This is a genomic window from Mesorhizobium abyssinicae, assembly GCF_049887195.1.
Classification (GTDB): Bacteria; Pseudomonadota; Alphaproteobacteria; order Rhizobiales; family Rhizobiaceae; genus Mesorhizobium; species Mesorhizobium abyssinicae.
This window is the reverse complement of record NZ_JARAKC010000024.1, coordinates 1-21,065: the sequence shown is the minus strand read 5'-3', so window position 1 is coordinate 21,065 and position 21,065 is coordinate 1. Positions and strand designations below refer to the sequence as shown.

Annotated in this window: 22 protein-coding genes and 1 pseudogene; 10 read left to right on the top strand and 13 right to left on the bottom strand. The window is 57.6% G+C overall.

Going from position 1 to position 21,065, the window contains the following annotated elements; all coding sequences use genetic code 11:
* The first annotated feature begins 62 nt into the window (after positions 1–62).
* Positions 63–827: a Crp/Fnr family transcriptional regulator gene (locus PU724_RS29035; RefSeq protein ID WP_354425189.1), complete on the top strand. Its 765-nt coding sequence runs from the start codon at positions 63–65 to the stop codon at positions 825–827.
* Positions 828–1,258: 431 nt separating this feature from the next.
* Here PU724_RS29035 and PU724_RS29030 read toward each other — a convergent pair whose 3' ends face one another.
* The 5 genes from PU724_RS29030 to PU724_RS29010 are packed head-to-tail and all read right to left on the bottom strand — an operon-like array spanning position 1,259 to position 5,183.
* A complete protein-coding gene (locus tag PU724_RS29030) occupies positions 1,259–1,876 on the bottom strand; it encodes an NAD(P)/FAD-dependent oxidoreductase (protein WP_426213720.1) in 618 nt (205 codons plus the stop codon).
* Positions 1,877–1,934: 58 nt separating this feature from the next.
* The gene (locus PU724_RS29025) at positions 1,935–2,915 is read right to left on the bottom strand and encodes an RES family NAD+ phosphorylase (protein WP_354425193.1); all 981 of its coding nucleotides are present in this window, start codon (positions 2,913–2,915) and stop codon (positions 1,935–1,937) included.
* Between the two features lie 3 nt (positions 2,916–2,918).
* Positions 2,919–4,115, bottom strand: coding sequence for a hypothetical protein (locus PU724_RS29020; RefSeq protein ID WP_426213719.1), 1,197 nt, complete (start codon positions 4,113–4,115; stop codon positions 2,919–2,921).
* Position 4,116: 1 nt separating this feature from the next.
* Positions 4,117–4,728 (bottom strand): mobile mystery protein B, encoded by a 612-nt coding sequence (locus PU724_RS29015; protein ID WP_354425196.1) that lies wholly within the window; start codon positions 4,726–4,728, stop codon positions 4,117–4,119.
* Positions 4,725–5,183, bottom strand: coding sequence for a mobile mystery protein A (locus PU724_RS29010; RefSeq protein WP_354425198.1), 459 nt, complete (start codon positions 5,181–5,183; stop codon positions 4,725–4,727). The genes PU724_RS29015 and PU724_RS29010 overlap by 4 nt, the downstream gene beginning before the upstream one ends.
* 147 nt (positions 5,184–5,330) lie before the next feature.
* Between PU724_RS29010 and PU724_RS29005 the strand changes: the two genes are divergently transcribed.
* The 3 genes from PU724_RS29005 to PU724_RS28995 are packed head-to-tail and all read left to right on the top strand — an operon-like array spanning position 5,331 to position 7,194.
* Positions 5,331–6,059 (top strand): DUF6035 family protein, encoded by a 729-nt coding sequence (locus PU724_RS29005; protein WP_426213718.1) that lies wholly within the window; start codon positions 5,331–5,333, stop codon positions 6,057–6,059.
* A gap of 50 nt (positions 6,060–6,109) precedes the next feature.
* Positions 6,110–6,841, top strand: a complete 732-nt coding sequence (locus PU724_RS29000; protein ID WP_426213717.1) for a hypothetical protein — start codon at positions 6,110–6,112, stop codon at positions 6,839–6,841.
* Positions 6,838–7,194 (top strand): HlyD family secretion protein, encoded by a 357-nt coding sequence (locus PU724_RS28995; RefSeq protein ID WP_354425204.1) that lies wholly within the window; start codon positions 6,838–6,840, stop codon positions 7,192–7,194. The genes PU724_RS29000 and PU724_RS28995 overlap by 4 nt, the downstream gene beginning before the upstream one ends.
* 9 nt (positions 7,195–7,203) lie before the next feature.
* Here PU724_RS28995 and PU724_RS28990 read toward each other — a convergent pair whose 3' ends face one another.
* Together PU724_RS28990 and PU724_RS28985 are read right to left on the bottom strand one after the other, a co-directional pair.
* Entirely contained in the window at positions 7,204–8,055 is an 852-nt protein-coding gene (locus PU724_RS28990; protein WP_426213716.1) for a hypothetical protein, read from the bottom strand.
* Between the two features lie 16 nt (positions 8,056–8,071).
* A complete protein-coding gene (locus PU724_RS28985) occupies positions 8,072–11,512 on the bottom strand; it encodes an NERD domain-containing protein (protein WP_354425208.1) in 3,441 nt (1,146 codons plus the stop codon).
* A gap of 274 nt (positions 11,513–11,786) precedes the next feature.
* Here PU724_RS28985 and PU724_RS28980 point away from each other — a divergent pair, with 274 nt between their 5' ends.
* The gene (locus tag PU724_RS28980; RefSeq protein ID WP_354425210.1) at positions 11,787–12,158 is read left to right on the top strand and encodes a hypothetical protein; all 372 of its coding nucleotides are present in this window, start codon (positions 11,787–11,789) and stop codon (positions 12,156–12,158) included.
* Positions 12,159–12,277: 119 nt separating this feature from the next.
* On the opposite strand, the gene PU724_RS28975 is transcribed toward PU724_RS28980, so the two are convergent.
* A complete protein-coding gene (locus tag PU724_RS28975; RefSeq protein ID WP_426213723.1) occupies positions 12,278–12,580 on the bottom strand; it encodes a hypothetical protein in 303 nt (100 codons plus the stop codon).
* 146 nt (positions 12,581–12,726) lie between these two features.
* On the opposite strand from PU724_RS28975, the pseudogene PU724_RS28970 reads away from it, so the two are divergent.
* Positions 12,727–13,033 (top strand): annotated as a pseudogene (locus PU724_RS28970) (transposase); the annotation flags it as partial.
* 780 nt (positions 13,034–13,813) lie between these two features.
* Positions 13,814–15,157: a hypothetical protein gene (locus tag PU724_RS28965; protein WP_354425212.1), complete on the top strand. Its 1,344-nt coding sequence runs from the start codon at positions 13,814–13,816 to the stop codon at positions 15,155–15,157.
* Positions 15,158–15,259: 102 nt separating this feature from the next.
* Here the strand turns inward: PU724_RS28965 and PU724_RS28960 are convergent, their stop codons facing one another.
* The 4 genes from PU724_RS28960 to PU724_RS28945 are packed head-to-tail and all read right to left on the bottom strand — an operon-like array spanning position 15,260 to position 18,189.
* Positions 15,260–15,910, bottom strand: coding sequence for a Thoeris type III anti-phage system protein ThcA (locus PU724_RS28960; RefSeq protein WP_354425214.1), 651 nt, complete (start codon positions 15,908–15,910; stop codon positions 15,260–15,262).
* Positions 15,910–17,070, bottom strand: coding sequence for a Thoeris type III anti-phage system protein ThcB4 (locus PU724_RS28955; protein WP_354425215.1), 1,161 nt, complete (start codon positions 17,068–17,070; stop codon positions 15,910–15,912). Before PU724_RS28955 ends, PU724_RS28960 begins: the two co-directional genes overlap by 1 nt.
* Entirely contained in the window at positions 17,067–17,666 is a 600-nt protein-coding gene (locus PU724_RS28950; RefSeq protein ID WP_354425217.1) for a TIR domain-containing protein, read from the bottom strand. The genes PU724_RS28955 and PU724_RS28950 overlap by 4 nt, the downstream gene beginning before the upstream one ends.
* Before the next feature lie 13 nt (positions 17,667–17,679).
* Positions 17,680–18,189: a toll/interleukin-1 receptor domain-containing protein gene (locus tag PU724_RS28945; RefSeq protein WP_354425220.1), complete on the bottom strand. Its 510-nt coding sequence runs from the start codon at positions 18,187–18,189 to the stop codon at positions 17,680–17,682.
* A gap of 834 nt (positions 18,190–19,023) precedes the next feature.
* Between PU724_RS28945 and PU724_RS28940 the strand changes: the two genes are divergently transcribed.
* Positions 19,024–19,242 (top strand): SLOG domain-containing protein, encoded by a 219-nt coding sequence (locus PU724_RS28940; RefSeq protein ID WP_354425222.1) that lies wholly within the window; start codon positions 19,024–19,026, stop codon positions 19,240–19,242.
* Here PU724_RS28940 and PU724_RS28935 read toward each other — a convergent pair.
* Positions 19,223–19,714, bottom strand: a complete 492-nt coding sequence (locus PU724_RS28935) for a TIR domain-containing protein (protein ID WP_224639100.1) — start codon at positions 19,712–19,714, stop codon at positions 19,223–19,225. The genes PU724_RS28940 and PU724_RS28935 overlap by 20 nt on opposite strands.
* A 343-nt stretch (positions 19,715–20,057) precedes the next feature.
* Between PU724_RS28935 and PU724_RS28930 the strand changes: the two genes are divergently transcribed.
* Positions 20,058–20,663, top strand: coding sequence for a TIR domain-containing protein (locus tag PU724_RS28930; RefSeq protein WP_354425233.1), 606 nt, complete (start codon positions 20,058–20,060; stop codon positions 20,661–20,663).
* Positions 20,660–21,019, top strand: a complete 360-nt coding sequence (locus PU724_RS28925; RefSeq protein WP_426213715.1) for a nucleotide-binding protein — start codon at positions 20,660–20,662, stop codon at positions 21,017–21,019. The genes PU724_RS28930 and PU724_RS28925 overlap by 4 nt, the downstream gene beginning before the upstream one ends.
* Positions 21,020–21,065 lie beyond the last annotated feature (46 nt).

The following is a 21,065-nucleotide window of genomic DNA, read 5'->3' as shown; positions in this document are numbered from 1 at the left end:
ACGTCGATTGTTATCGTGTCGGCGCTTGGGCCGGGAGGGCGATCAGATCGGGAGAGCGATCAATGACAGTACGGCACGACATTTACAGTTCCGGCATCCCCGCCTATTGCCTGTGTTGCCAGGCACGGCACCGCGGCCTCTGCAGCGCGCTCGATCCAGATCGTTTGGCCAAGCTCGCCAAGACATCGTCGCGGCACAGGGTCGAACCAGGCGTCGAACTGATTGGCGATGCCGAGGCCCTCAACAGCTATTCGAACGTGCTATCGGGCGTGGTGAAGCTGACGAAGAGCCTTTCGGACGGCCGCCAGCAAATCGTCGGTCTCCAGTTCGCGCCGGATTTTCTGGGGCAGCCGTTCAAGGCGAAAAGCGCGATCCACGCCGAAGCGGCAACGACAGTCTCGCTGTGCTCGTTTCCGAAAGCGGCAATCGAACAGATGATGAAGCAATCACCGGAGCTCGAGCACCGCCTGCTCAAGCAGACGCTGAACGAACTCGACGAAGCACGCGAATGGATGGTGACTCTGGGCTGCAAGACCGCGCCTGAGAAGGTGGCGAGCTTTCTTCTCTTGATCGCCCGCAACATCGGCTCCAGTGTTGGTCCGGCGGCCAGGTCGGCGTGCTTCGATCTGCCGCTGACGCGTGCCGACATCTCTGATTTCCTTGGAATTACGAACGAGACGGTGAGCCGTCAGTTGACCAGACTGAGAATGGACGGCGTGATCCGGATCGAGAACAACCGCCGTGTCACGGTCGACAACATGAGCCAGCTGGAACAGCGTTGTGGTGGGCGGCGGCCGGGGCGCAACCGCCCCATTAACGAGACCTGAGCGGCCGCCCTGCCTCGCTTGCCTGGCCCGGGACAGGCACGCTCGCGTTCGAGCGCGATGCGTCGCCGCAAGCCTTCGAGAAAGTGGCATGGCATCTATCGGACCACCGTGACTGATCGTCAGGAGTGTTTTCGGCCACCTGGTTGCGAGGCATCGATCCTCGACGTCCTCAACGCGCAATCGGCTGGTGGAGGCAGATTAGACCCGGGCCAAGGTCAATTGCGCCTCATTCGCGGGGAGCGACAGTCTCATCACCTGAAGGCCACAGGTTCAAATCCTGTCCCCGCAACCAATTTTATCATAAATCAATAACCGTCCCGGTCTGACCGGGGCGGTTTTTTGTGGATAGCACGCAATCGCCGCGGCGAACCAGAGGGCGCATCGCCGCGCCGAGGGGTGACGCTAGACGGAGCGCGGGCAACCTAGCGAGCCTAGGCGCGATGTAGCGCGCCTTTAGACGTAACCTCGACGATGTTGCCGCGCTCGACCCGCCGCAGATAGGTGCCGTAGCCCTTGTCGCGTGTCCAGATGCCGACCACGGGCAGGATCCGGTGCGGCAGCGGCTCGGTCACGCCCATTTGCGGGCCGCGGGCGTCGAGCGGCACCGTTTCGCCGAATTGCGCGGCGATGCGCCCGCCCCAGGCGCCGGCAGTGTTGAGCATGCTCTCAGCGCCGAACGAGCCTTTCGAGGTGGTAACAAGGAAGCCGGAGCCGGTCTGCTTGATCGTCTCGACTTCGGCGTTCTCGACGAATCCCGCGCCCAGCTTGCGGGCGGCGTCGGCAAAGGCCGGGCCGATCAGCCGTGGATTGCCGCTGCCGTCATGCGGCGAGAACGACGCCGCGATTGCGTCGGGACCGAGGCCTGGCTGAGTTCCTCCAGCGCGAGCCCCAAGGGCCGCGCTGCCTCGGCATAATCTCGCATATCGGCAAGGCTGTCTTCGTCGACCGCTGGCTCGAAACCGGACATCGCGCCCGAGCATCTTCTCGGCCCCGCCCCAGAGCCTGAGCGAACGATGAGCCAGCGGAAGCTGGGGCAGATGCCGCTTCATTGGCGCGCCGGAGAGGATGAAACTGGAAACTCGTATGTGTTTGTAATCCCGACGAAATTTAGGGCAGCGTCCGAATGCCGACGAGGGAGGCGACGGTCGCGATATCATCCGTAGGAGCCAGGACGACGAGGTTTGATCCGTCGCGATCCTTGGTGGAACTGTAACTGATCGCGTCAAATCCGGCATGCAGGGCGCAATCTGCCACAAAGCGCGTGAACACATACTCGCGCTTCACCCACCCCTCGCCGGCACGCGGGGCGGAGCAGAGCGAGGAGCGAGCTAGACATTGGATCAACTCTTCGGCGCGCGTTTCTGCTTCCGGCTTTAGCTGCAGATCGAGAATTTTCATCGGCCCGTTCCAAATCATTTCGGCGACATGGAAGGAAACACCCGGCGCGGCGATCTCCACAAATGCGGTTCTTTCTGCAGCTGCAAGATAGATCATTGGGTGACCGGCGTGATTGTAACGCCCCTCGCTGACGGCATGCGCCGGAGGCGCACCAAAATCAGCAAGTGCGGGATTCGGCAAACCGTTAGCGCGTCGGGCGCGAAACTGTGAGCCTGTGACGTGTTGGGGAAGCGCAACTTTCCCAAGCCCGACTATGACATCAAGGACTTCATGGGCGAACGGGTGGGTTAGCAGCAGGAAAGGCGCACGTGAGGCAAGAGCCGCGATCTCGTTCAGAGCAGTCGAAAATTCGCGAACGCTGAAAGGGTGCTCGTAAATCCAGAACTCGCCATCTAGGACGGCGTCGCAGTTGGGGCATCTGAGAAATTTCGAGAATCGTTCGATTTCTTCAGGATAGAAGGTATCCTGGATGCGGCTGGTCCGCAGGAATTCATCGACAGTCGTGTAGCCGCGCTGAAGCTCGATGTCATGCGAGACCGTACCGGGCCAGCGTGCGTTGAAATCGTCATGGCATTCGTCGCAGCAGGCGATAGTGGAGGAGAAAAACGACTCCAAGTCGCGGTCGAAATACTCCTGAAAAATCAGGATGCGTTCTTCCTCGGTGTTGCTCTCAAAATACCGGCTTTTCATCTCCTACCAATCCATGTCTGCGGCCCGGTCGAATCGACCTGCGAGATAATTCGCGAACTGTTCCATTTCCTCTGGAGACGTCATCGCCTTGGTATAGCTGCCATCCGCGACCATCGTCAGAATCAGAGGCAACTGGTACCTTTGAATGTAAATTTCGGCAGGGGCTCGGGGGCCACTCCACAAATGCCCAATGAATTCTTCGATGGTCCGGATCGGACCTGCGACATCGAACGAGAGGTGCTGGCCAAACGAGAACTTTCGGCTGCCGATAGGATCAGGGAGCAAGACGGGTACGGCCCCCGCGGAGGAATGGAAGCTGAAAGCCTCGCCCTGCTTCCCGAATGAGCCGTGCGCTAGGAAATTGCGAAGTTCCTTCCGGACAACTAGAAGCCTGTCATAGAAGTCTTTTGATGCAGGGTCTGCGAGATCGAGAGCGCTCTTGTATTTGGCCGCCCAATCCGCTTCCGCCAGTATGGCAACATCACCCGCGGTTCGCACGCCGCCGGAAAGAATGCCGATATGGATGAGGACGTGCTCAGTCCAACTGAAGAATGCCTCAATTGCAGCAAGGCCAAGCCACCGGGCTTCGGCGCGCAAGCGCGTTGCGGGATAGGTGATGCTCTGCCAACCGTGCTCTTCTGTTCCACCTTTCTTGACGACGCGCTCGCCCTTGCGGTCATCAGCCTCCTTCGCCTTATTGCGGTGTGATTCAAGAAAGTACTCGAAGCGATCGAACAAGGCGGTGCTGTTGTTGTTGACATTGACCGAAGACTCCTCAACCGCTTTTCCTGCGAGCCAGTCGAAGAACGGCCGGGCCGCCTTCACGGCCTTGTGGATGTGATTGACAATTTTCTCGGCGTCGGCTTCCTCGGTCGCTGGATCGTGCGCGAACACTCCGACCCCAAATTTCCTGTGCTCAATCAGGAAGGCGCATCCGTTAAGATCGACGGGCACAGACCAAGCAACCTTCTCGAATTTTCCAAGGTCTTTGAACCCAAGGAGATCGACCAGGACGAAACGAACTAGGTGCTGTTCGGGTAACTTTCGTCCAGCATCCGTTCTCTTTGCCTTGAACAAGAAATCTTTGTCCGCCTTGGTATTGTCCGTAGCAGGTGTCACCGGGCCAAGCGCGCGTCTGGCCGCGTTTCGTACCGCCTCTAATTCAGGGGGCAATTCAGTTCGCATGCCACTCGTCGCCATGTTACCGTGCTTCGTCCCTGGCTTGATCGACGAAGGCCAGAAGCGGCCCCATGTCGTGAGCATCGGCTGCCTTCAGGGCGGCGATGTAGGCGGTCCGCCGTTCACTCAGTTTTTGCAGATCGGAACCCGCTGTCCAGTCGATAGGCTCCGCCCCGTAGACTTTGTCCAGCACGGTGTCGGCCATAATGCGTGCGTGACGTCCGTTTCCGTTTGAGAACGGATGAATAAAAACGAGCCGGTGGTGAAACCTGACGGCAGCCTCTTGGGGCGGATAGGTTTTGTGCTCCGCCCAATAGCGCGCGTCGTCCATCAGGCTGCGCAGCTGAATCCCGATCTGGACCGGATCGACGCCGATGTTCTTACCCGTCTTGCGAAACGCCCCAGCCCAGTCCCACACGTCGCCGAAGAGTCGCTGATGAAGCTCGATCGCAAAATCATCAGTAAGGATGTCTTTGCGACGCGTGCGGGCAAGCCAGCGCAACCCGGAAGCGATGTTGGCCTGCTCAAGCTCGTCCAGCTCGCCTTGCGTTGTGATGTGCTTGTGCTTTAGCCCGCCGAGCTCATTCGGATCAAGAGGCGTTGCGCCTTCGGGATATTCGAGCTTGATCGTCACTTATCCTCCCAAAAGTCAGGAGGCATTTCGTAGATGAGTTCGTTCATGATACGGGCGACTTCCTGCCGCGTCCGGCTGTCGGATACAGCTTGATCCTCAAGCGCCATGTGCTTACCTGCAATTGCGACAATTGCCTGAGCCTTTTTTCGGGCCTGGCTGATAATTACATTCTCGATTGTATCGGGTGGCTCGAATGCGTAGACGAAGCGGCAGCCCATCGCTTCGGCGGCAGCCTGCATTGATTTCAGGGTTACCCCGCCGTCGAGTTCGGCTTTCTCCGCCTGCGCGATGCGGGCACGCGTGACGCCCATTCGTTTGGCAAGCTGCGCGCCTGACATGCCAAGGGCCTTGCGCACCGTTCGAATCCAGCCCTCGGTGGGCGTATGGATGTTGCTGCCATGAGCCAGGTCGACTATGGCCTGGTATTGCTGGCGGACTGTCTGTTTGACGCTCATTGTAAGCTGATATGTTGACAGGACATGATTTAGTGTCAATATATTTTTATACGTTTTACGCCAATTTGTCAATATATATATTCACAGCCGTCGAGGCCGGGCACGATATCGATTTCCTTTCGTTCCAGAGCCGAATCTTACTAGTCTGTGCGTTTCCTCGGACGCTGGGACATGGGCAGCGGGATGAATCAAAACGGTCGGTTCACACGCGGGAATGTCACCGTCGATCCGTTGTCCGTGGCATCGGCGGTGGACGATCCGGCAATCGCTGAATTGCTCGACTGCGACAGCGGCGAATTTGTTGACGCAAAAAGCTGGATAGGCAGCTGGCGCTATGAGCAACTGATCCGCGAACGCCTGGATATCAAAGAGAGGCAACTGGAGCAGTCTCGCTTCCGATGCCCTCTATGTTCCGTTCCCGTCTATCTGGTCTCGAACCAGTTCAAGCGTTTCTTCTTCCGCCATGCGATGGAAGACGGATCGTGCCCGGCTGAAACCCGCAGCCCTCTCTCCCGCGAGGAAATCCTTGCACGAAAATATGACGGCGTGCGCGAGAGCGCGCCACATCGGCGCATCAAGGCTTTGATTGTTCGAAGCCTCCTGGCGGACTCTGCATTCACGAATGTTCTGAGCGAACGCCAGTGGCGATCTTCTCACGATCCAGGCAGCCGAAGGCAGCCAGATGTCCAGGCAGTGGGACCGATGGGCCGCATGGCATTCGAAGTGCAGCTCTCAACCACGTTTCTCGATGTCGTCGCCGCGCGCCGCAATTTCTATCGGCAGGAGGGCGCTCTCCTTGTTTGGATCATGGGCGGCTTTGATCCTGACTACCGGCGGCTGACGATCTCTTCTTTTCGAACAATTCAAATTTTCTAATAATCGATGACGAGACGACGGAACTCTCCGAAAGCTCGGGCACGTTTCATGTGCGCTGTCACTTTCGGCGGCCTGCCCGGAACGGCAATCAGCTCGTCGACAGCTGGGAGTCGACCCTGATCCGGTATGACGAATTGACTTGCGAACCAACAGCGCAGCGCTGTTGGTACTTCGATTATGACGGACTGGCAGAGGTGGTCCGCGCAGAGATCGAAAGAGACCGCCTCCAGCGCGACAAAGCGGCGAACCAAGCCCTGCGCGATGGACTGTTCTCGTTTTGGGTAGCGCGGTCGCCAAACAGCCGTCCCGACCGCGACTCGATGCTGGCATGGTCCGTGCTGCGCCGAGCCAGTGCGGCGCATCATGGAGTTGCGCTGCCGCCATCTCCCGAGGACGACAGTAGTTTGATTGCATTGATGAACGGGCTTGCGAGCGCGAAGGAAGGCCGTCCGATCGGATGGGATTTCAAGCACCTGATCCAAGTGACGCATCGTATCGTTGACGGCTATCCGCAGCACGTTGTGGCCTTCGGCCACGCGATCCGGCATTTCGGCAGGGAGGCTCTGCTGGATAGCCAGGATGGCACTGGAAAGTGGAAGGCGCGTAAAGCCGCAATCCGACGTTCCTTGGAAAGGCGCGAGCCGAAATTCATACCCGATGCCGCAACCCTTCCGCTGCTCATGGTGCTGATTCCGGAGGTCGGTGAAAAGCTGCAAAACCTGTTAGCGAAGACGAACGCCGACGACAAAACGACGTCTTCACAAGGAGAGGCCATCGCATGACGAATTACACGCTCGCGGACTTGGAACAGGCGAAGGCCGAACTTGCGGCCTTGAACAAGCGCTTTGACGACTACAGTGGCAACAATCCGGACAAATATCAGGCTGATATAAAGTCCGCGCGCGCAAGGGTTCGCGAGATTGAATTCGCGCTGAAGGCAGACGGAGTGCTTCCAAAGAGCGAGCACGAACAACTGGAAAGCACACTTGACCGGTTGTTTCCGAACGCGCGCAGCAAGGAGATCGTGGAGTACCAGGGTCAAAAGTATCAGCGCCGCTTCACACCGCTCGAACGATCACGGTCGAGAAAGTCGGTGAGCGTCTGGGACAAGTCGTGGGTAAAGTTTCAGGATTGAAATTCGCCGTCAGGCGGAGGTCCCGCCCGTGGTCAATCGCTCATGCTCGGCGATCAGGAAAGTCACGTATGTCCGGATTAGGTTGCAGTAGAGCCGCCCCTCAGATGGCCCAATCTCCATGCCTTCCTTCAAGTCCCGACCGTGGCGAATGCCTCCGCCTGCGGGGGAGGACAGGTATCCATGCAGTGTGGTGAGCCAATTCAAGACCTGCTCCAAGGTCGTACCCTTGTGGTGCTTTTTCAGTGCGTCAGCGATCTTGTTGAAATATTTCCCTTCGATCGTCGTGTCTCCGGCGCTCAGACCACGGAACGCGGTCGCCACCGACTCCATTAGCCAAAGGACTTCCTGTACAGCCTGCCTCGGCCTGCCTTCTGCGAGAAGCTGTTCGGAGTTCTTGAACGATTCGCGGATGATCTCCTGTGCCCTCTCATCCAATGACTGATATCGCTCGGGAACTGGAATCGGCTGATGAATACCTATTGCCACAAGGTCTGGTGGCCGGATTTCATATCCCGCGTTATTCTCTGCGAGAATGCGGTTCATCCGTGCGATATCAGGCGCGACGAAACCGGAACGCGCTAGCACTTCGCAGCCATCAACAAAAGCTTCGATAAAGAGCGGGGCATTTTCGGCAGCGTAGGACATGTATCTGTCGAGGTCGGTCTCTGCCCAGCTCTCGTTGGAGCTTGTTGACGAGGTCGCACCGATTGCGCCTGCAAAATAGCGCTTGAAGTGCTCAAGAATGGCCTGACGGCTGCTACCCTGGCTCGCGATCTTGCCAATGAGCGTATTGAACTCACGACACACCCCGTCTGGAATCTTGCCTGGTGAGTCAAACCGCCACTGTCCGTTAAAGTTCACTTCTGAGGCTCCCCAGTCATTGTTTGTGAGCACGTCGTTCGGTTGGCGCCGCGACATCCGGAACTCGCGACTCAATCCGCCGCGCTGCGTTCAGCGCGGCGCTGCCGTGGACCGAGTCATTTAGAAGCGGCATAATCCTCGGCAGGTCCGAACGGTCGCCATAGGCACCGACAACCCGAAGACAAAAACCAATCTGCTCAGGTCGTGTCCCCACACCGAAAGGACTGTCCGGAAACAGGCAGACCGGATCATCGTCGCTGTCCAGCGCCAGCCTGCAAATATTCAGGATGGGACCGGCTGACCATTCCAGAAGCCGCGTTTCATCGGCGTCGTGGCTGTTCCAGCGGTCCCTGCTGATCCGTATGACGACATCAAGCGAAGCTGGGTGCAGACCGATCAGATTTTTCCAATCGCCTAATGTTCGCTGAAGATAGTCTTCCATCGATATGTTGGGTTCATAGAATGCGCGCAGAATGGATGCGGCAAGATGCCAGGCATCTTCCACGGCGCTCTTTGGCTCTGAAGCCGAAATCACAGACGAGCGGAGCGCCGCCAGTGCCTTTACGGCGACGGTGAAACAAGCGACAGAATCCTGAACGGAATGCGTCGGTACACGCGGCAGCCTGGCTAGCTCCCGGAGCCGGGGGGCTGCCTCCGCGAACGGGTGCTGCGCTATCTCCGCGATCAGGAACGAGAAGAACATCGACTCGCTGTTCGATGTATGGAGAGCGAACAGCAACAACTTGTCCCGGTCGGCTGGGTTCATTTCGTTGAAGGCTTGCGCGTACAAAACATCGTATGGATGGTCATAGATGCAGCCATAGAAGGCATACGCGAGATCGTTCGTATGCTCGTGTGTTTCGCCGAAAACAATGAGATCACGTTCGCGGCGAACATCGTCGATCGTGAGCCCATCCCCCAACGCGTCCAGTGCTTTCATGATCTCGATGACCATGCTGTTGAGGATAACGTCGCGGTCTGTCAGCCACGTCTCGGCTTCCTGGGCTAATGCAGTGCGCTCCTCGTCGCTCATATTTCCCGCGTGGGTGTGAACGAATATTTCTGTGGCTAGCCTGAGGTGATAGATGCCACTTCTCCAGGCATGGATGGTGAGAGACCTGACATCGTAAGGCGGTTCGCCTTGCTGCCCCCAAGGGTGGCAATTTTCCATCAGGAAATAGAGTTGCCCATAGCTAAGTTGCGAGAAGCCCAACAACGCCGCCGCGACCTGTTTGTAAGAAAGATCGTGCGCGCTTTTTATCTGTGCCATCCGGCAGTTCTGAAGAAGGTTCGAGAGTTCGCTCAGCTCTGAATTGTATGGCGTCACATAGACGGATGCGAAGATCGCGCTTCGCCAGCCAATCCGTTTGTCCGGATGCCTTCTTCTCAAATCGGCAACAGAGCGCTCAATCGTGCCATCCACCACAGCGAGCATTGAAAGCATGGCCTCGAACAATTCGCCGTCCTGTGCTGCAAAGACCGCAAATCGAAGATAGGATTGATCATCCCGGGAAAGCGTGGTGGAGCCACCTGCATGTAGCGTCACCGGCGAATATCTGCCACGCTCCTCTTCCTGCTCGTCATAACGGACATCCATTTCCCCGTATCGGCGACCCAGCACCGTAAGTGCGGCCTTCGTCCGGTCGAGGACAGTGCGGCGAACCGGGCTTCCGCAGCGCCCCATCAGCGCATCCGCTAGAAGCTCAAGGGATTTCACAGACGCGAGCGCGACATCAATCTCCCGCGTCGCCGAAAGTGAGCCCAGCACATATTCGGCAAGCTCCTCGTTGATGGGGTCGGCTAGCAATTTTCCGATAGATTCCGAGTTCTCCGCATGAAGAAGCAGATGCTCGGCGGCAAAGAACAGTTGCAGCATTTCATGCCTGAAAGAGAGCCGCGTACCTTTGACTTCGAGCAAGCCGGAGCGCACGGCTATCTCATGAACCTTCCCCTCGTGAGCAAGATCCCCGGACGCACCTGCCACCACGCGGCGAAAGTCGGCCGCTGATACGCTGTACGCAAATCTTTCGCGCATCAAAACAGCTAGCTGGCGCAGCGCGCGAAATGCAACCGCACTGTCCCGCTCGGAACCGAGCTTTGCCCTAGAGTACGACTGATAGAGCGCTAAGCGGCTCGAAGTTGCCTCATCATCGCCGAGTACGTTGGCAAGGACCATCGCGTCGTGAGCCGTTGAGACGATACCCGCCGCGGGAAAGGCGAGCTTAACGCTAGACTGGGCAGAGTGCGCCGTGACAAGCGCGTCTTTCAGCTTCGCGGTCAGCGGCGGCATTTGCACCTCGCTACCTGCGAGAAGCGGAGGAAGTGGCAGAGATTGCTGGCTCGACACGATGACTGGACAAAGATGGCGCAGTCGCAATGCCTGCAGCGACCGGATCAGCTTGTCTCGAAGATCGGCCCGGCATTCATTGATGGCATCCACAATCACGACCGGGACTTTGCCCGTCTTCGCGCAAGCGCCCAGAAGTTTCACCGGGCTCAGCAACGTCGAGGCCGCCGTCGTCTCGGCGAGCAGCGAACCGAGCTTGCCTTGAAAGTCAGCGGCGCGAAGTGCAATGGGCACGTAGGTGGATTCGTCCAAAAGCAGGCTGAGGTGAGCAAGAAGGTAGGACTTGCCGCTGCCCGATGGGCCTGAAATGAACAGGTTTCGGCCAGAGTGGAAAGAGCCTGCAAGGTCGGCAAGCGTCATAGCACCGTGGGCCGACTGGAGTGGAAGTTCTACATAGGGACCAAGGTCACGCCGTGCGAGTTCGCGCGCGCGCTTTATGTACGCGGCAATCTCAGCTTGTTCCTCGGGGGCAATGACATCGGCCTTGGACTGGAGGCCTAGTCTGGCTGCGAGGTCACGCCACGCATCAAGTGGATAAGGGGCTGCCGGTGTCGGCGAACTCAGCTTCGCTAAAGCAAGATCGTATCCGCCAATTGCCACCTTTTGGTCGCCTGACGGGACAGCCGAACCGGCTGGAAATTCCGGGTAGCCGCAGAGCAGACCATGCAGCGCCAGGTACGGCTGGCCCCCGTTTGCGGGGGCGAGCCCTGCTTCCTTAAGTGCATCGCTCACAGCAAATCGGGAATTGACGGCCTGCCGGTACGGGTTCTCGCCGCGCAGTGACGCCCAGTCTTCGGGACCGTCACCCCTTTCCTCCCACGCTCCGTTTTCGCCGCCCCGGACCGGCCTTGCAAAACCCTTGACTTCAACTACGGCAGCAGCGAGCTCGGTCGCCACGATGAAATCGATCTGCCGCGATGCGCCGCCAGTCTTCAAAACGACGTTGGCGAGAATGATTGCCGACCTGCTGGCTTTTTCCAAATCGGACACGAGGCGACTGAGAAAGCGCCTCTCCGAAAGCTGCGTGACAGGTTCCCCGAAATATATTTCAACTTGGCCGGGGTTTGCTGCCCATCCATGCGCCCCGGTAGCTGTTTGGGATTCGGTCATGTTCTCGTCTAGGCTCCCCGACCAACCACCTGCATCTCGGCGTCCCTGCTCCGCGTCGTGTGACCGCAAAACATTGCCACCGCCGAAACTTATGCTTCACACGGGTTGGATTGAATTTTTCTCTACCGTTTAGTGGGCTTTGTTGTCTTTATTGATGGTGACCATACATGCAAACTTGCCGGACCTGAAAGCGTTTTCGGGAACTTCCTTCGTTATCGAAAATGCAGTCGTCTCAGCAGGGTGGTCCTGATTCTCCTGTTCAAGAGCGATTTAAATGGCCGAACTGCTTCGAAGCGAAAGCGACACAGACCACCGTTACCGCATCACCCTTACCCCTCGCGGATACCTCGTTTCATGCGCCCAGAAAGGGGAGACGGGACTCATACTCGGTCCTTCCGAGTGGCTGTATCGGACTCAGGAGGCGGCGGAGAAAGGACTGAATTTTGTGATGCTGATGAACGCATGGTGGACAGCCATGGCGCGTGGATATCCGGCAGGCGATTTGCCCGCGAGGTGCGAAACCGCTGCTGCGGAGCACAGGGAGGCGGTCAAACGGCTTGGCGATCAGCCGCTCATTGGCCGTGAAGTCGCGGAACTGCGCGAGAGCGAGGAGAACGACGTAACGAATAGTGGCGAGAAATCCTGACGGCACCATAACGGGATGACCGATTGGCTCGCTTGGCAAACTGATTCATCCCTCTCATACCGCTGTTCGTCCTGCAGGGTGATGTTGCGAACGTTGGACAAAACCTCGCCGAAGGAAGATCAGCAATAGTCGACCATGGGCGGCGCCGTGCCGCCAAACGTTCGATCGTCCCGCGCGAAGGTCCATAGCCAGGCCGATTTAGTCTTGCCGGAGCCCGGCGACAATGTCGGCAGCGTTATCTCGCCAATGACGATTTCCAAGCCGTCTGCACGAGCGCCATTCTCACGCGCCACTTCCACCGGTGCGAAGCTCTGCGCCGCTGCCTCCGACCCGCGCGTCAGAACAACAATCTCGCCAGATCGGATCGCCTTGCGCCTGCAAGCGAACACCTGCAGCGGGCTCACGTGATGCGCCCCCGCCACCGCCGAGACGTTCGCGCCTGGTGACACAAGATCCGCGCTTTCGTGCAAATGTTTCAAGCCCTGGACTTGGGTGCAGACTGCAATCAGAGCTCTCGCTCAGAATCATCGCGAGAGTGTCGCCGTCTGCACCACTCAAGGAAACACGGGGTCCCGTGGGCGCTTACCTTTCGTTCATTACGGCGATCGATGATCCGTCGCAGTTCCGCGGTTCATGCGAAGCTGCGGCCTACTTCCGGGCTGACATATCTGCGCTGGCAGTCCGGCACGTCGATCGACGTTCAGGGTCGCAGATCGAAGTACGGCCATCGTTATTTGCGCCGCTCGCGTTATGAGGCGGATTCGGGCCAAGCGACCGCCGAACGCTCGTGCTACTGCAACGCCTGCGTTGCTGTGGCACCCAAGCTGGAGGCGATTGTGCACGCCATGAGGAGCGATGGAATGTTCTATGTAGGCGATTCCGGAGCCAACCGATGCGGTACCCGCCCAGCGCGCTCATCGCAGTGATCTCAGGTGTCTGGGAGCGTATCGATGAGCGGCTGGGTTACAAATGAAACGCTTCGCGCCGGCACGCTGACTGATGCCAATTGACACAATGAATCCACTTCGGCGGATGAGGACCGATGCAGACCAGGAACGGCGGAACGCACGTCATCTTGCTGCGACACCGCTGATCGCGAGACGGCCAGGCTGCGCCGGATTGCCTGTGACGATGCTCCGTCACTCAGATGGAAAAGTGCGCCACGACGATTCCCGTGCTGCAAATAAGCAGCGCTCCTACGCCGTCGCAGAGCGCGGAAGACTGCACGGCGAATCGGGACTCGACACCAGAATGCGGAATCGCGGCATAGAGCATAGAATAGTGTATTATCGTAAATTGGAGGAGGAGCGACGATGGTTAGAAAGTCACAGAAAGTACGACCGATTAAGACGGCTAGATAAAAGCCCGCACATTGTGCTACGGTCGGTTGGTTGTTTTTGTTCGGATTATTGGCGCCCTAGGCACATTGTGAGCCTTTGCCGCAATGTGCACGCCGATGCTAAGCATCGGTATTGGCTCAATAACTTAAAATGTGCTTCTCAATTGGCGATTTCGTCGACAAGTCATCTTTGACAGGCAGTCTGGGACGTCGATCGCCCAAAGTGCGAACGCACGACCGATTGCTATGAATGGATACGACGGTTCTCACGCTGTCTTAAAAATTATCCAAACCGCTGATAGGCGGATGACGAGCGATGTGCATCATCAGCCGCTGCTGGCGGTGCGATATCGGCCACGATCAGATTGAGACCTATTTCGCCGTGCAACTGACACGCCTTGAGCTTTACAATCGAGTCTGCGAGAGACCTCTCAGCAAAATCGCTCCAGAGCTCGGAATTTCCGGCACGGTGCTGGCATCGATATGTAAGCGGTATCAGGTTCCCTATCCCGGGTCGGGATATTGGACGCGTAAATTGCTCGGGCTCCCGGTAGACTTGCCGCCACTGCCGGAGGCATCGGACGAACTGATCGAGCTAACGTCGTCGACCCCAAAACCTCGACGAAAAAGAACCGTGAAGGAAGGCTCTGTTCGCCAGCCAAGGCCTGCCATGAAACCGCATCGTCCGTCGCGCCATCCACTGGTCCTCGGCGTTGAAGGGCACATGCGAAAAACACGTGACGTAAAAGAGGGCGAGTTCCTCAGGCCCTACAAGAGAATCCTGCCGGATCTGATTTCGTCAGAGGCTCAGTTGCTCCGCGCACTCTCGATCGCCAACGATCTCTATCTCGCGCTGGACGGACAGGGATACCGCGTGCAAATCGCGCCGGGTGCGGACGATCTTGATCGCATCCGCATCAATGAACAGGAGGTGGAGCGCAAGGATCGCAAATACGGGCGATATCACTCCGGCAGCATCTGGGCCCCGGATCGACCTACCGTCCTCTATGTCGACACTGTGCCGATCGGGCTCGCCATCACCGAAATGACCGAAAGAGTGACGGTGCGATACTTCAATGGCGAATACCATCGCGAGGACAGCAGGCTCATCCGATCAGCCAAGCCTTGGCAGCTAACGCATTCCTGGACAAACGAGCAGGACATGCCCTGCGGGCGCTTTCGCGTCATTGCTTGCTCGCCGAAAAAGGGCGTCGACTGGTCCGTGTGTTGGCAAGAGACCGAGCAGGAAGCGCTTGGTGCTCTGGTCCCGAAAATCGTGGAAACATTGAAGGCTGCCAAGGGCACTCTTCAGCGCCTAATGGACGCCGAGGATGTGGCGGCGGCGAAGAGGAAGAAAGAAAGAGAGGAGGAGTGGGAGCGCTATCTAAAGCAGGAGGATGCCCGCAAGGTGGCTCAGGCACTGGCCGATAGCCAGCAGCAGCTTGCGGAAATTATTGAAAGGTGGGGCAAGGCGATGACAGTAGAGCGCTTTTTCGTGGATGCCGAAAAACGGTTGAACATTACGGACGACGAAGATCGCCGCAAGCGCCTGGAGGAACGTCTGGCTCTCGCGAGAGCAATGATGGAAAGCGTCGACCCGTTGGATTTCATCGAAAGCTGGCTGGCACCGCAGGAACGGTACCAGGCAAAGTTTGTCTAGACGAGATATTGCGCTGCTTGGACTTGTTCAACGGCGGTAACGGGGCCGTTAGCGGTCTGGGAGCTTTTCGATCATTGCTGGCGATAAGCGGCCATTCACCATCTAGTTCGTAGGTCGCCAGAACCGCTCCTCGACGACCACGGGTTGGTCTCCGGGGACCCTGAAGCGCTCCTCCCTCACAGAAATGTCGAGGTGCTCGTGGAACAGTGCGACGTAATCGCGTTGGTCCTGAAAGTCGGACGGCACCTTGCCTAGCTTGGCGGCTACATTGAGGGACGCTCCTCCGGTAGAGGTCACCGGGATGACTTTCGCATGCGGCTGAAGTTGCCTGAACATCTCGTATTCCGCGACGATTCCGCCCATGCCGCCGATGAAGACCGCCGCTCTGAACTCATGCTCCTTGAACATGCGTTGCCGCATGAGCCTCAAGCTCGCCTCACGATCATTGTTGAGCCCTTCTGTGAAAACGACATTGCGGAAGCGCCTGTTGTCTTCGGGGAACTCGTCTTTGAAGAACTCGGACTGATAAAGCGTCACCCATTCCGCGTAGTTGATGCTCATGCCCTCGGACATGACGAAGATCATTGGAGTGATCGCCGGATGCCCGCCCCAGATAAGGCGCCTGCGCCCCAGCGCCACGTATACGAGCGCGGACACCGCGGCGGTTATGGCAACGGTATTTGCCGTTGCCGCGAATTCCGGGCCACGCTGCGGATCGGGAACCCCCGCCGATAAGAAGATCGCATCAGCCATTAGTCGTCCATACCTGCCAAGGCCCATCCTGCCTCGGACACCCGGATCGTCTTCACTGCCTTAATCTGGTCGTCCAGCCACGCGAGATGCGCGATCCAACTATCGCGAATTCCGATGTGATCGTAAACAAGTACGGGCACACCGTCCTGTTCGGCCTTCTTTGCCTTCGTAGCGACGTCGTTCAAGGTCTCGGCCGATGGGATACCAACGATGGGATAAGCCCAGATAAGGCGCTCGTTTAGCAGGCGTACGGCAATTGCCCGGTGGGCGCCTACAGCTTCGACTGCGGCGCCGATTTTTTCGACGTCCGCCCTGAGCTTGCCTGTGATCGACATGTACCGCGCGGCGATGCTCATGCTCCGGAGTCGCTCGACACGGAGCACGATCGAATCTGCCGTTGTATCGACGATCGGGCCGTCAGAACCGAGGAGTTCTTCAGGATCGAGATATACAGTCTCAGCCATATCCATCAGACGACTCGGCGTATGCTCCGGCCAGATGACACGAATGACTTGGATCTCCTTGGCCCGAGCACGACCAATCTCTTGTCGCGTCCATCGGCTCGCGAAGTAGCTGGGAGTATCAAGCATAACGACAACGTCGGAGTCCACCAGCCGATGCCACAGCACGTCCTGGAAAGGTTCGCCGGGACGTATGTCATGCGTGTCGAGGAAGACGTCGAACCCTCGAGAGTTGAGGAGGTCATGAAGCTGCAACGCCGCCGCTCGGGACTCCGTTCGTCGGTAGCTGACAAAGACTCGGCGCTGCGCCCGTAGAAGGCCGACGCATTCCAAAGCAGCTCCTGAAAGCTCCATCAAAGCCGGATCGTCGGACCGGCGCCTCAGCCCGTTCGCGAACTGCAGCGAGGGCGGGATCGCGGCTGCAAAATTGACCAAGTGCTCGACCGTAGGGATGATTGGCAAGCTTGCGTCTTTGAGTTCGTTTGCGACATCGACATCGAGTTCCTTGTCACCGCCGAAATACACGGCCGCAAAAGCGTTTCGCGGATCTCGTTTCCGAACGGACTGGCCGTCATGAAGCAGAACTTCCGTCCCGACCGATAAGCCAAAATCGGCGATCATTTCTCCGATCGTCGCCGCAAGCGCTATGCGCTCTTTCTCAGTCGGCGATCCAAGTATCGCTAGTTCGTAAAAACTCATCGACCGGCGAGCCCCGCGGCGGTTTCAATCCATCCGCCTATGTTCTTGTGTCCGTGCTGCTGCGTGTAGTCGTATGCCATGCAGTGACTGGATATCTGGAGGACGGCGTCAGTTTTCGGACCAACGAACCACAATTCACTCTCTGGGATGGCGCGCGTGTAGTCGGAATAGGAGACCCACTTTGAGCCCGTCCACTCGGCGAGATAGATCGAGCCATAGCTCCGGTAGATACCCATCTGCGCGAGTGGATCGTATCCCTTGGCGGAAGTATATCCGTTCCTGTCCCTTACACCATGGATGTAGACCGTCAGCAAGCCGTTGCCCTTGATGATGCTGCGGGCGATCTCGTAGCGCACCCAGCGCCTCCGCCAGGTGTTTGTTCCAGCGAGCACGCAAGTCACCGATGTGTTCTCCAGCCCCTTTCGGAGAAATGCCTTCAGCGTGTCGTCATTTTTGCGTTTGGAAGCTTCGAATACGCTTCTGTCGAAAAATCCGATGTCGACATGGTCAGGCTTCGCCACCCATGAGTTGCGAACATTCCACGCACGCCAGACGTCGGATGAATAATGGAAGGAGAAGAACGTTCTACGCGCCACTGGCCGTTCCTAGTCAGAGCGTCTGATTGCCGGAGAGGCGGGTTCCCCTGCCCGCCGCGTCGAAGCTCCCAATTCCCCCAGTTGGGGCCTCATCGAGATGTCTGTAGAGCTCCAGATATTCGCTTCCGTGCGTGACGCCGCGGCCGTCGCGTGTAGGAATGACAAGGATCCGATTAAGACTTTTGACTCCGTCTGCATACCCGATCTCCCAGGGACACCAACGGCTGCCCATCGAATTCTGAGTTGCGAGAAAGAAGAACATCTCAAGGTCGCGGATTTTCGCCTGGATCTTTTCCGCCGTTCGGCGATCCGGCTGTTCCGGCATCGACCCGTCTTCCCAATCGATGTAGACCTCCCATCCATTTCTGTGGAGGTAACCTTGCAATCCCTTGGCGAGTTCGGCGTCAAGGTGGCTGTGACACAAAAACGCCGTACGTTTGTTCTGCGCCCGCCCTTCGGTTGCTGATTTCCTTACCGTCGAGTAGCTCGCCGAGCCACGAATGTCGCTTTGGTAAATGGCCATGTAATTCCCCTCGCTCGAGCAAGGATTCTTGCCTGATTCGGAAGCCTCAGGCGAGCTCCCTGCCTCGATCTTAAAGCGAAATTGTCCTCTGTGACCCCAAAAGTGAATCAAGCCAAATAGTTAGAGCACGGTGTTATTTAATACAGAATCAGGTTTGAATTCATGCCAATTTTTTGGATAAATATCTCTGCGCTTCTTTCTGGGATATGACACAATGACTCTATTGCAATTTGCATCGAATAGGACGATCGATCAAAAATCGGCTTGGCTGAGAGCAGTTCAAAAGCCTGTTACGGAAGGGCCCTAATTCCAAGCCGCGAACCTATGCTTCGAGATAAGCTAGCCGACTGTTAAAGCTCCGGGATCGGGCCATTGCTGCCTGGCAGCCCTGGGGCCGAAACCGGGCTGTCGGTTCTTGGCGGCAGTCACGCAGATAGCTGCCGTTCTGCAGCCGACCCATTTTAGCCGGCCGTTTGGCTCCCAAGTCCGAAGTCCTTGCGGCCACTCGTGGTGAGCAGGCGTGACACGCTGCCGTTCATTCTGCATGTGTCCCAATAAACTCTTCGCTTGTGCTCGCTCGGGCAACCAAGCTTCAAATGAGAAACCGCTTCTTGAACGCACTCGCACATGGTGTGCGCCACGTGGAAACCAAGCCCTGGCAGAACTGGGCATCGTGCAATACGCCTTCCGCTTGGACAGTGCCAGAGCGATCTTCTTCCAGCTAGCTGGCTAAGCCCAAACTGGGCGCGAGCTTGATGAGCTGACCAGGGCCAACGGCTACTAAGACCGTTGAAAGCGTATTGATTTGTGAAAGAATGCCCATGCGCCTGAGAGATGCAGAGAGCCTCAACTGCCAACAAATTCGTACCAGATCATATTAATGGGTGGCAAAGACGCCATAACCCAAACCCCCAGGTGTTGCCCGTGCCAGCAACCGGAGCAGCTGCAGCGATCGATTACATTGAGAGCGACCACCCGCCGCATTTGGCGAACGAAATCTCGTTCGCCAGCCTTTTCCGTCGCAGCCTGCTACCTAAGCCCTTAGACGAATAGCTTCTTCTACCCAGGATTCAATGTTGTTTTTGATCGTGTCGTACACACCCTTACTGTCTATCCCGCCAGGATCGTAGGTTTTGGCCCAATTGGTCAAGGGCTTTTCGTCGGCACCAACGGTAAATGTGCTGAATGGATTGGCGCCTTTTGCACTTGCATTGCCATTTCTATCCAGCAGACGATGAACGTGGATGCCCACCAGCGCCTTGCCATTATCGAAGGCATACTTAATTTCGTGCCTTACCCACTTCCGCGACGCTGTGTTGGCGCCGATGAGGACAATGACGGTGCTCCGACCGACCATGTTCCCGGCTATCCAATCCGCGACGGCCTTGTCTCCCTTGCGCTTGATTTCCTCAAACTCATTGGCAGACACCAGCGCCTGACCCTCGATTGCGCCGATGTTCTTGACGGTGCTAACCCGCCAATTGTCTTCGTCGTAGTAGAAACTGTAGAAGCATTTCCTTGCCATGAATTCACCCTTGCAAATCAAAGAGTAAGCTCACCAGAAATCTGCCGTTACGACAACCGAAATTATTTCGCCCGGAGCATTTTAACCGATGATTGTTATTGCACGTTGCGATGGCTCCGGCGCGCGCTACGGCTGATCAAAGGTCTGCCTTCACGCCCTGATAGGCAATTCCCGACAGGCAGGTAGCCATGCCTGACGGACCGGATCACAAGTCAATTGGCAAGTCCCTGGAGCGAAGTCCGTTGCCCTTGGATGGCTAACACGCGCGGATGTTCAAAGTCTGTTCGACGAGTTGTCTGCTTGCTCATGGCTTCAGACGGCTGATAAGTTGAGTCGCCCGAAGGTGCTGTATAGGGAGCGCGCTGACTTGGCTTACGAATGGGACGTCTTCATCAGCTATCCCCGCCACGGTCAGGTCGGAACATGGGTTAGCAATCACTTCGCTCCTGTACTGCGGGAGTGCTTAGACTCGGTGCTCCCTCAGCAACCACGGTTGTTCATCGACAACGGAATTGAGACCGGCGTCATCTGGTCCGACGTGCTAAAGCAGGCCTTGCTCCGCAGCCGTCTGCTGGTTGCCGTCTGGACCCCGCCGTTTTTCCGCTCACACTGGTGCATGTCCGAATGGGAAAGCATGCTTGCGCGCGAGGCCTTTCTAGCCGGCGGGCGGCCACCGCGCGGACTTGTCTACCCCGTGGTCTACTCCGACGGGAATCACTTCGCGCAGAAGGCAAAGCAGACCCAGTTCAGGCGCGACCTGACAGCGTTCACCTACCCCTATCCCGGCTTTAGAGACTCGGCCGCCTACCTCGCTTTTCACGACGCGATGATGGCCATTGCGGCGGATATCGAGACGCATCTCCAGACGGTCCCGCCTTGGCAGGCGGATTGGCCAATCGTGGAGCCCGCGGTTGAGGCACCACTCCCCGTTGCGTTACTGGAGCTTTGACGTTGGCTGGTAGCGTCGTAACGTTCTACTCATATAAAGGCGGCGTCGGCAGATCTTTCGCCCTCGCTAATGTCGGCGTGCTGCTGTCCCGGTGGGGCTTCCGGGTTCTCTGTATTGACTTCGACCTTGAGGCACCAGGCCTGTCGCACTTCTTCGGCTCTGTGGCACAGGACGACCAGACGCGCGACTGGCTTGGCGAGGGGCCCGGGCTGGTTGAGCTCATTGCCCGCTACAGAAGAGAACCCGGGGCACCGCTTGCTTGGCGTGACCACGTCCACCGCTCTGATGTCCTTTTGCAAGGTGCGATCTGCGCAATAATCCACCCGACACCGATTTCCTCGGTCGGTTCTCAGTGACGGAGCGCCTATCGGTGGAGACGTGGCCTGGGACGCGGGTGAACAA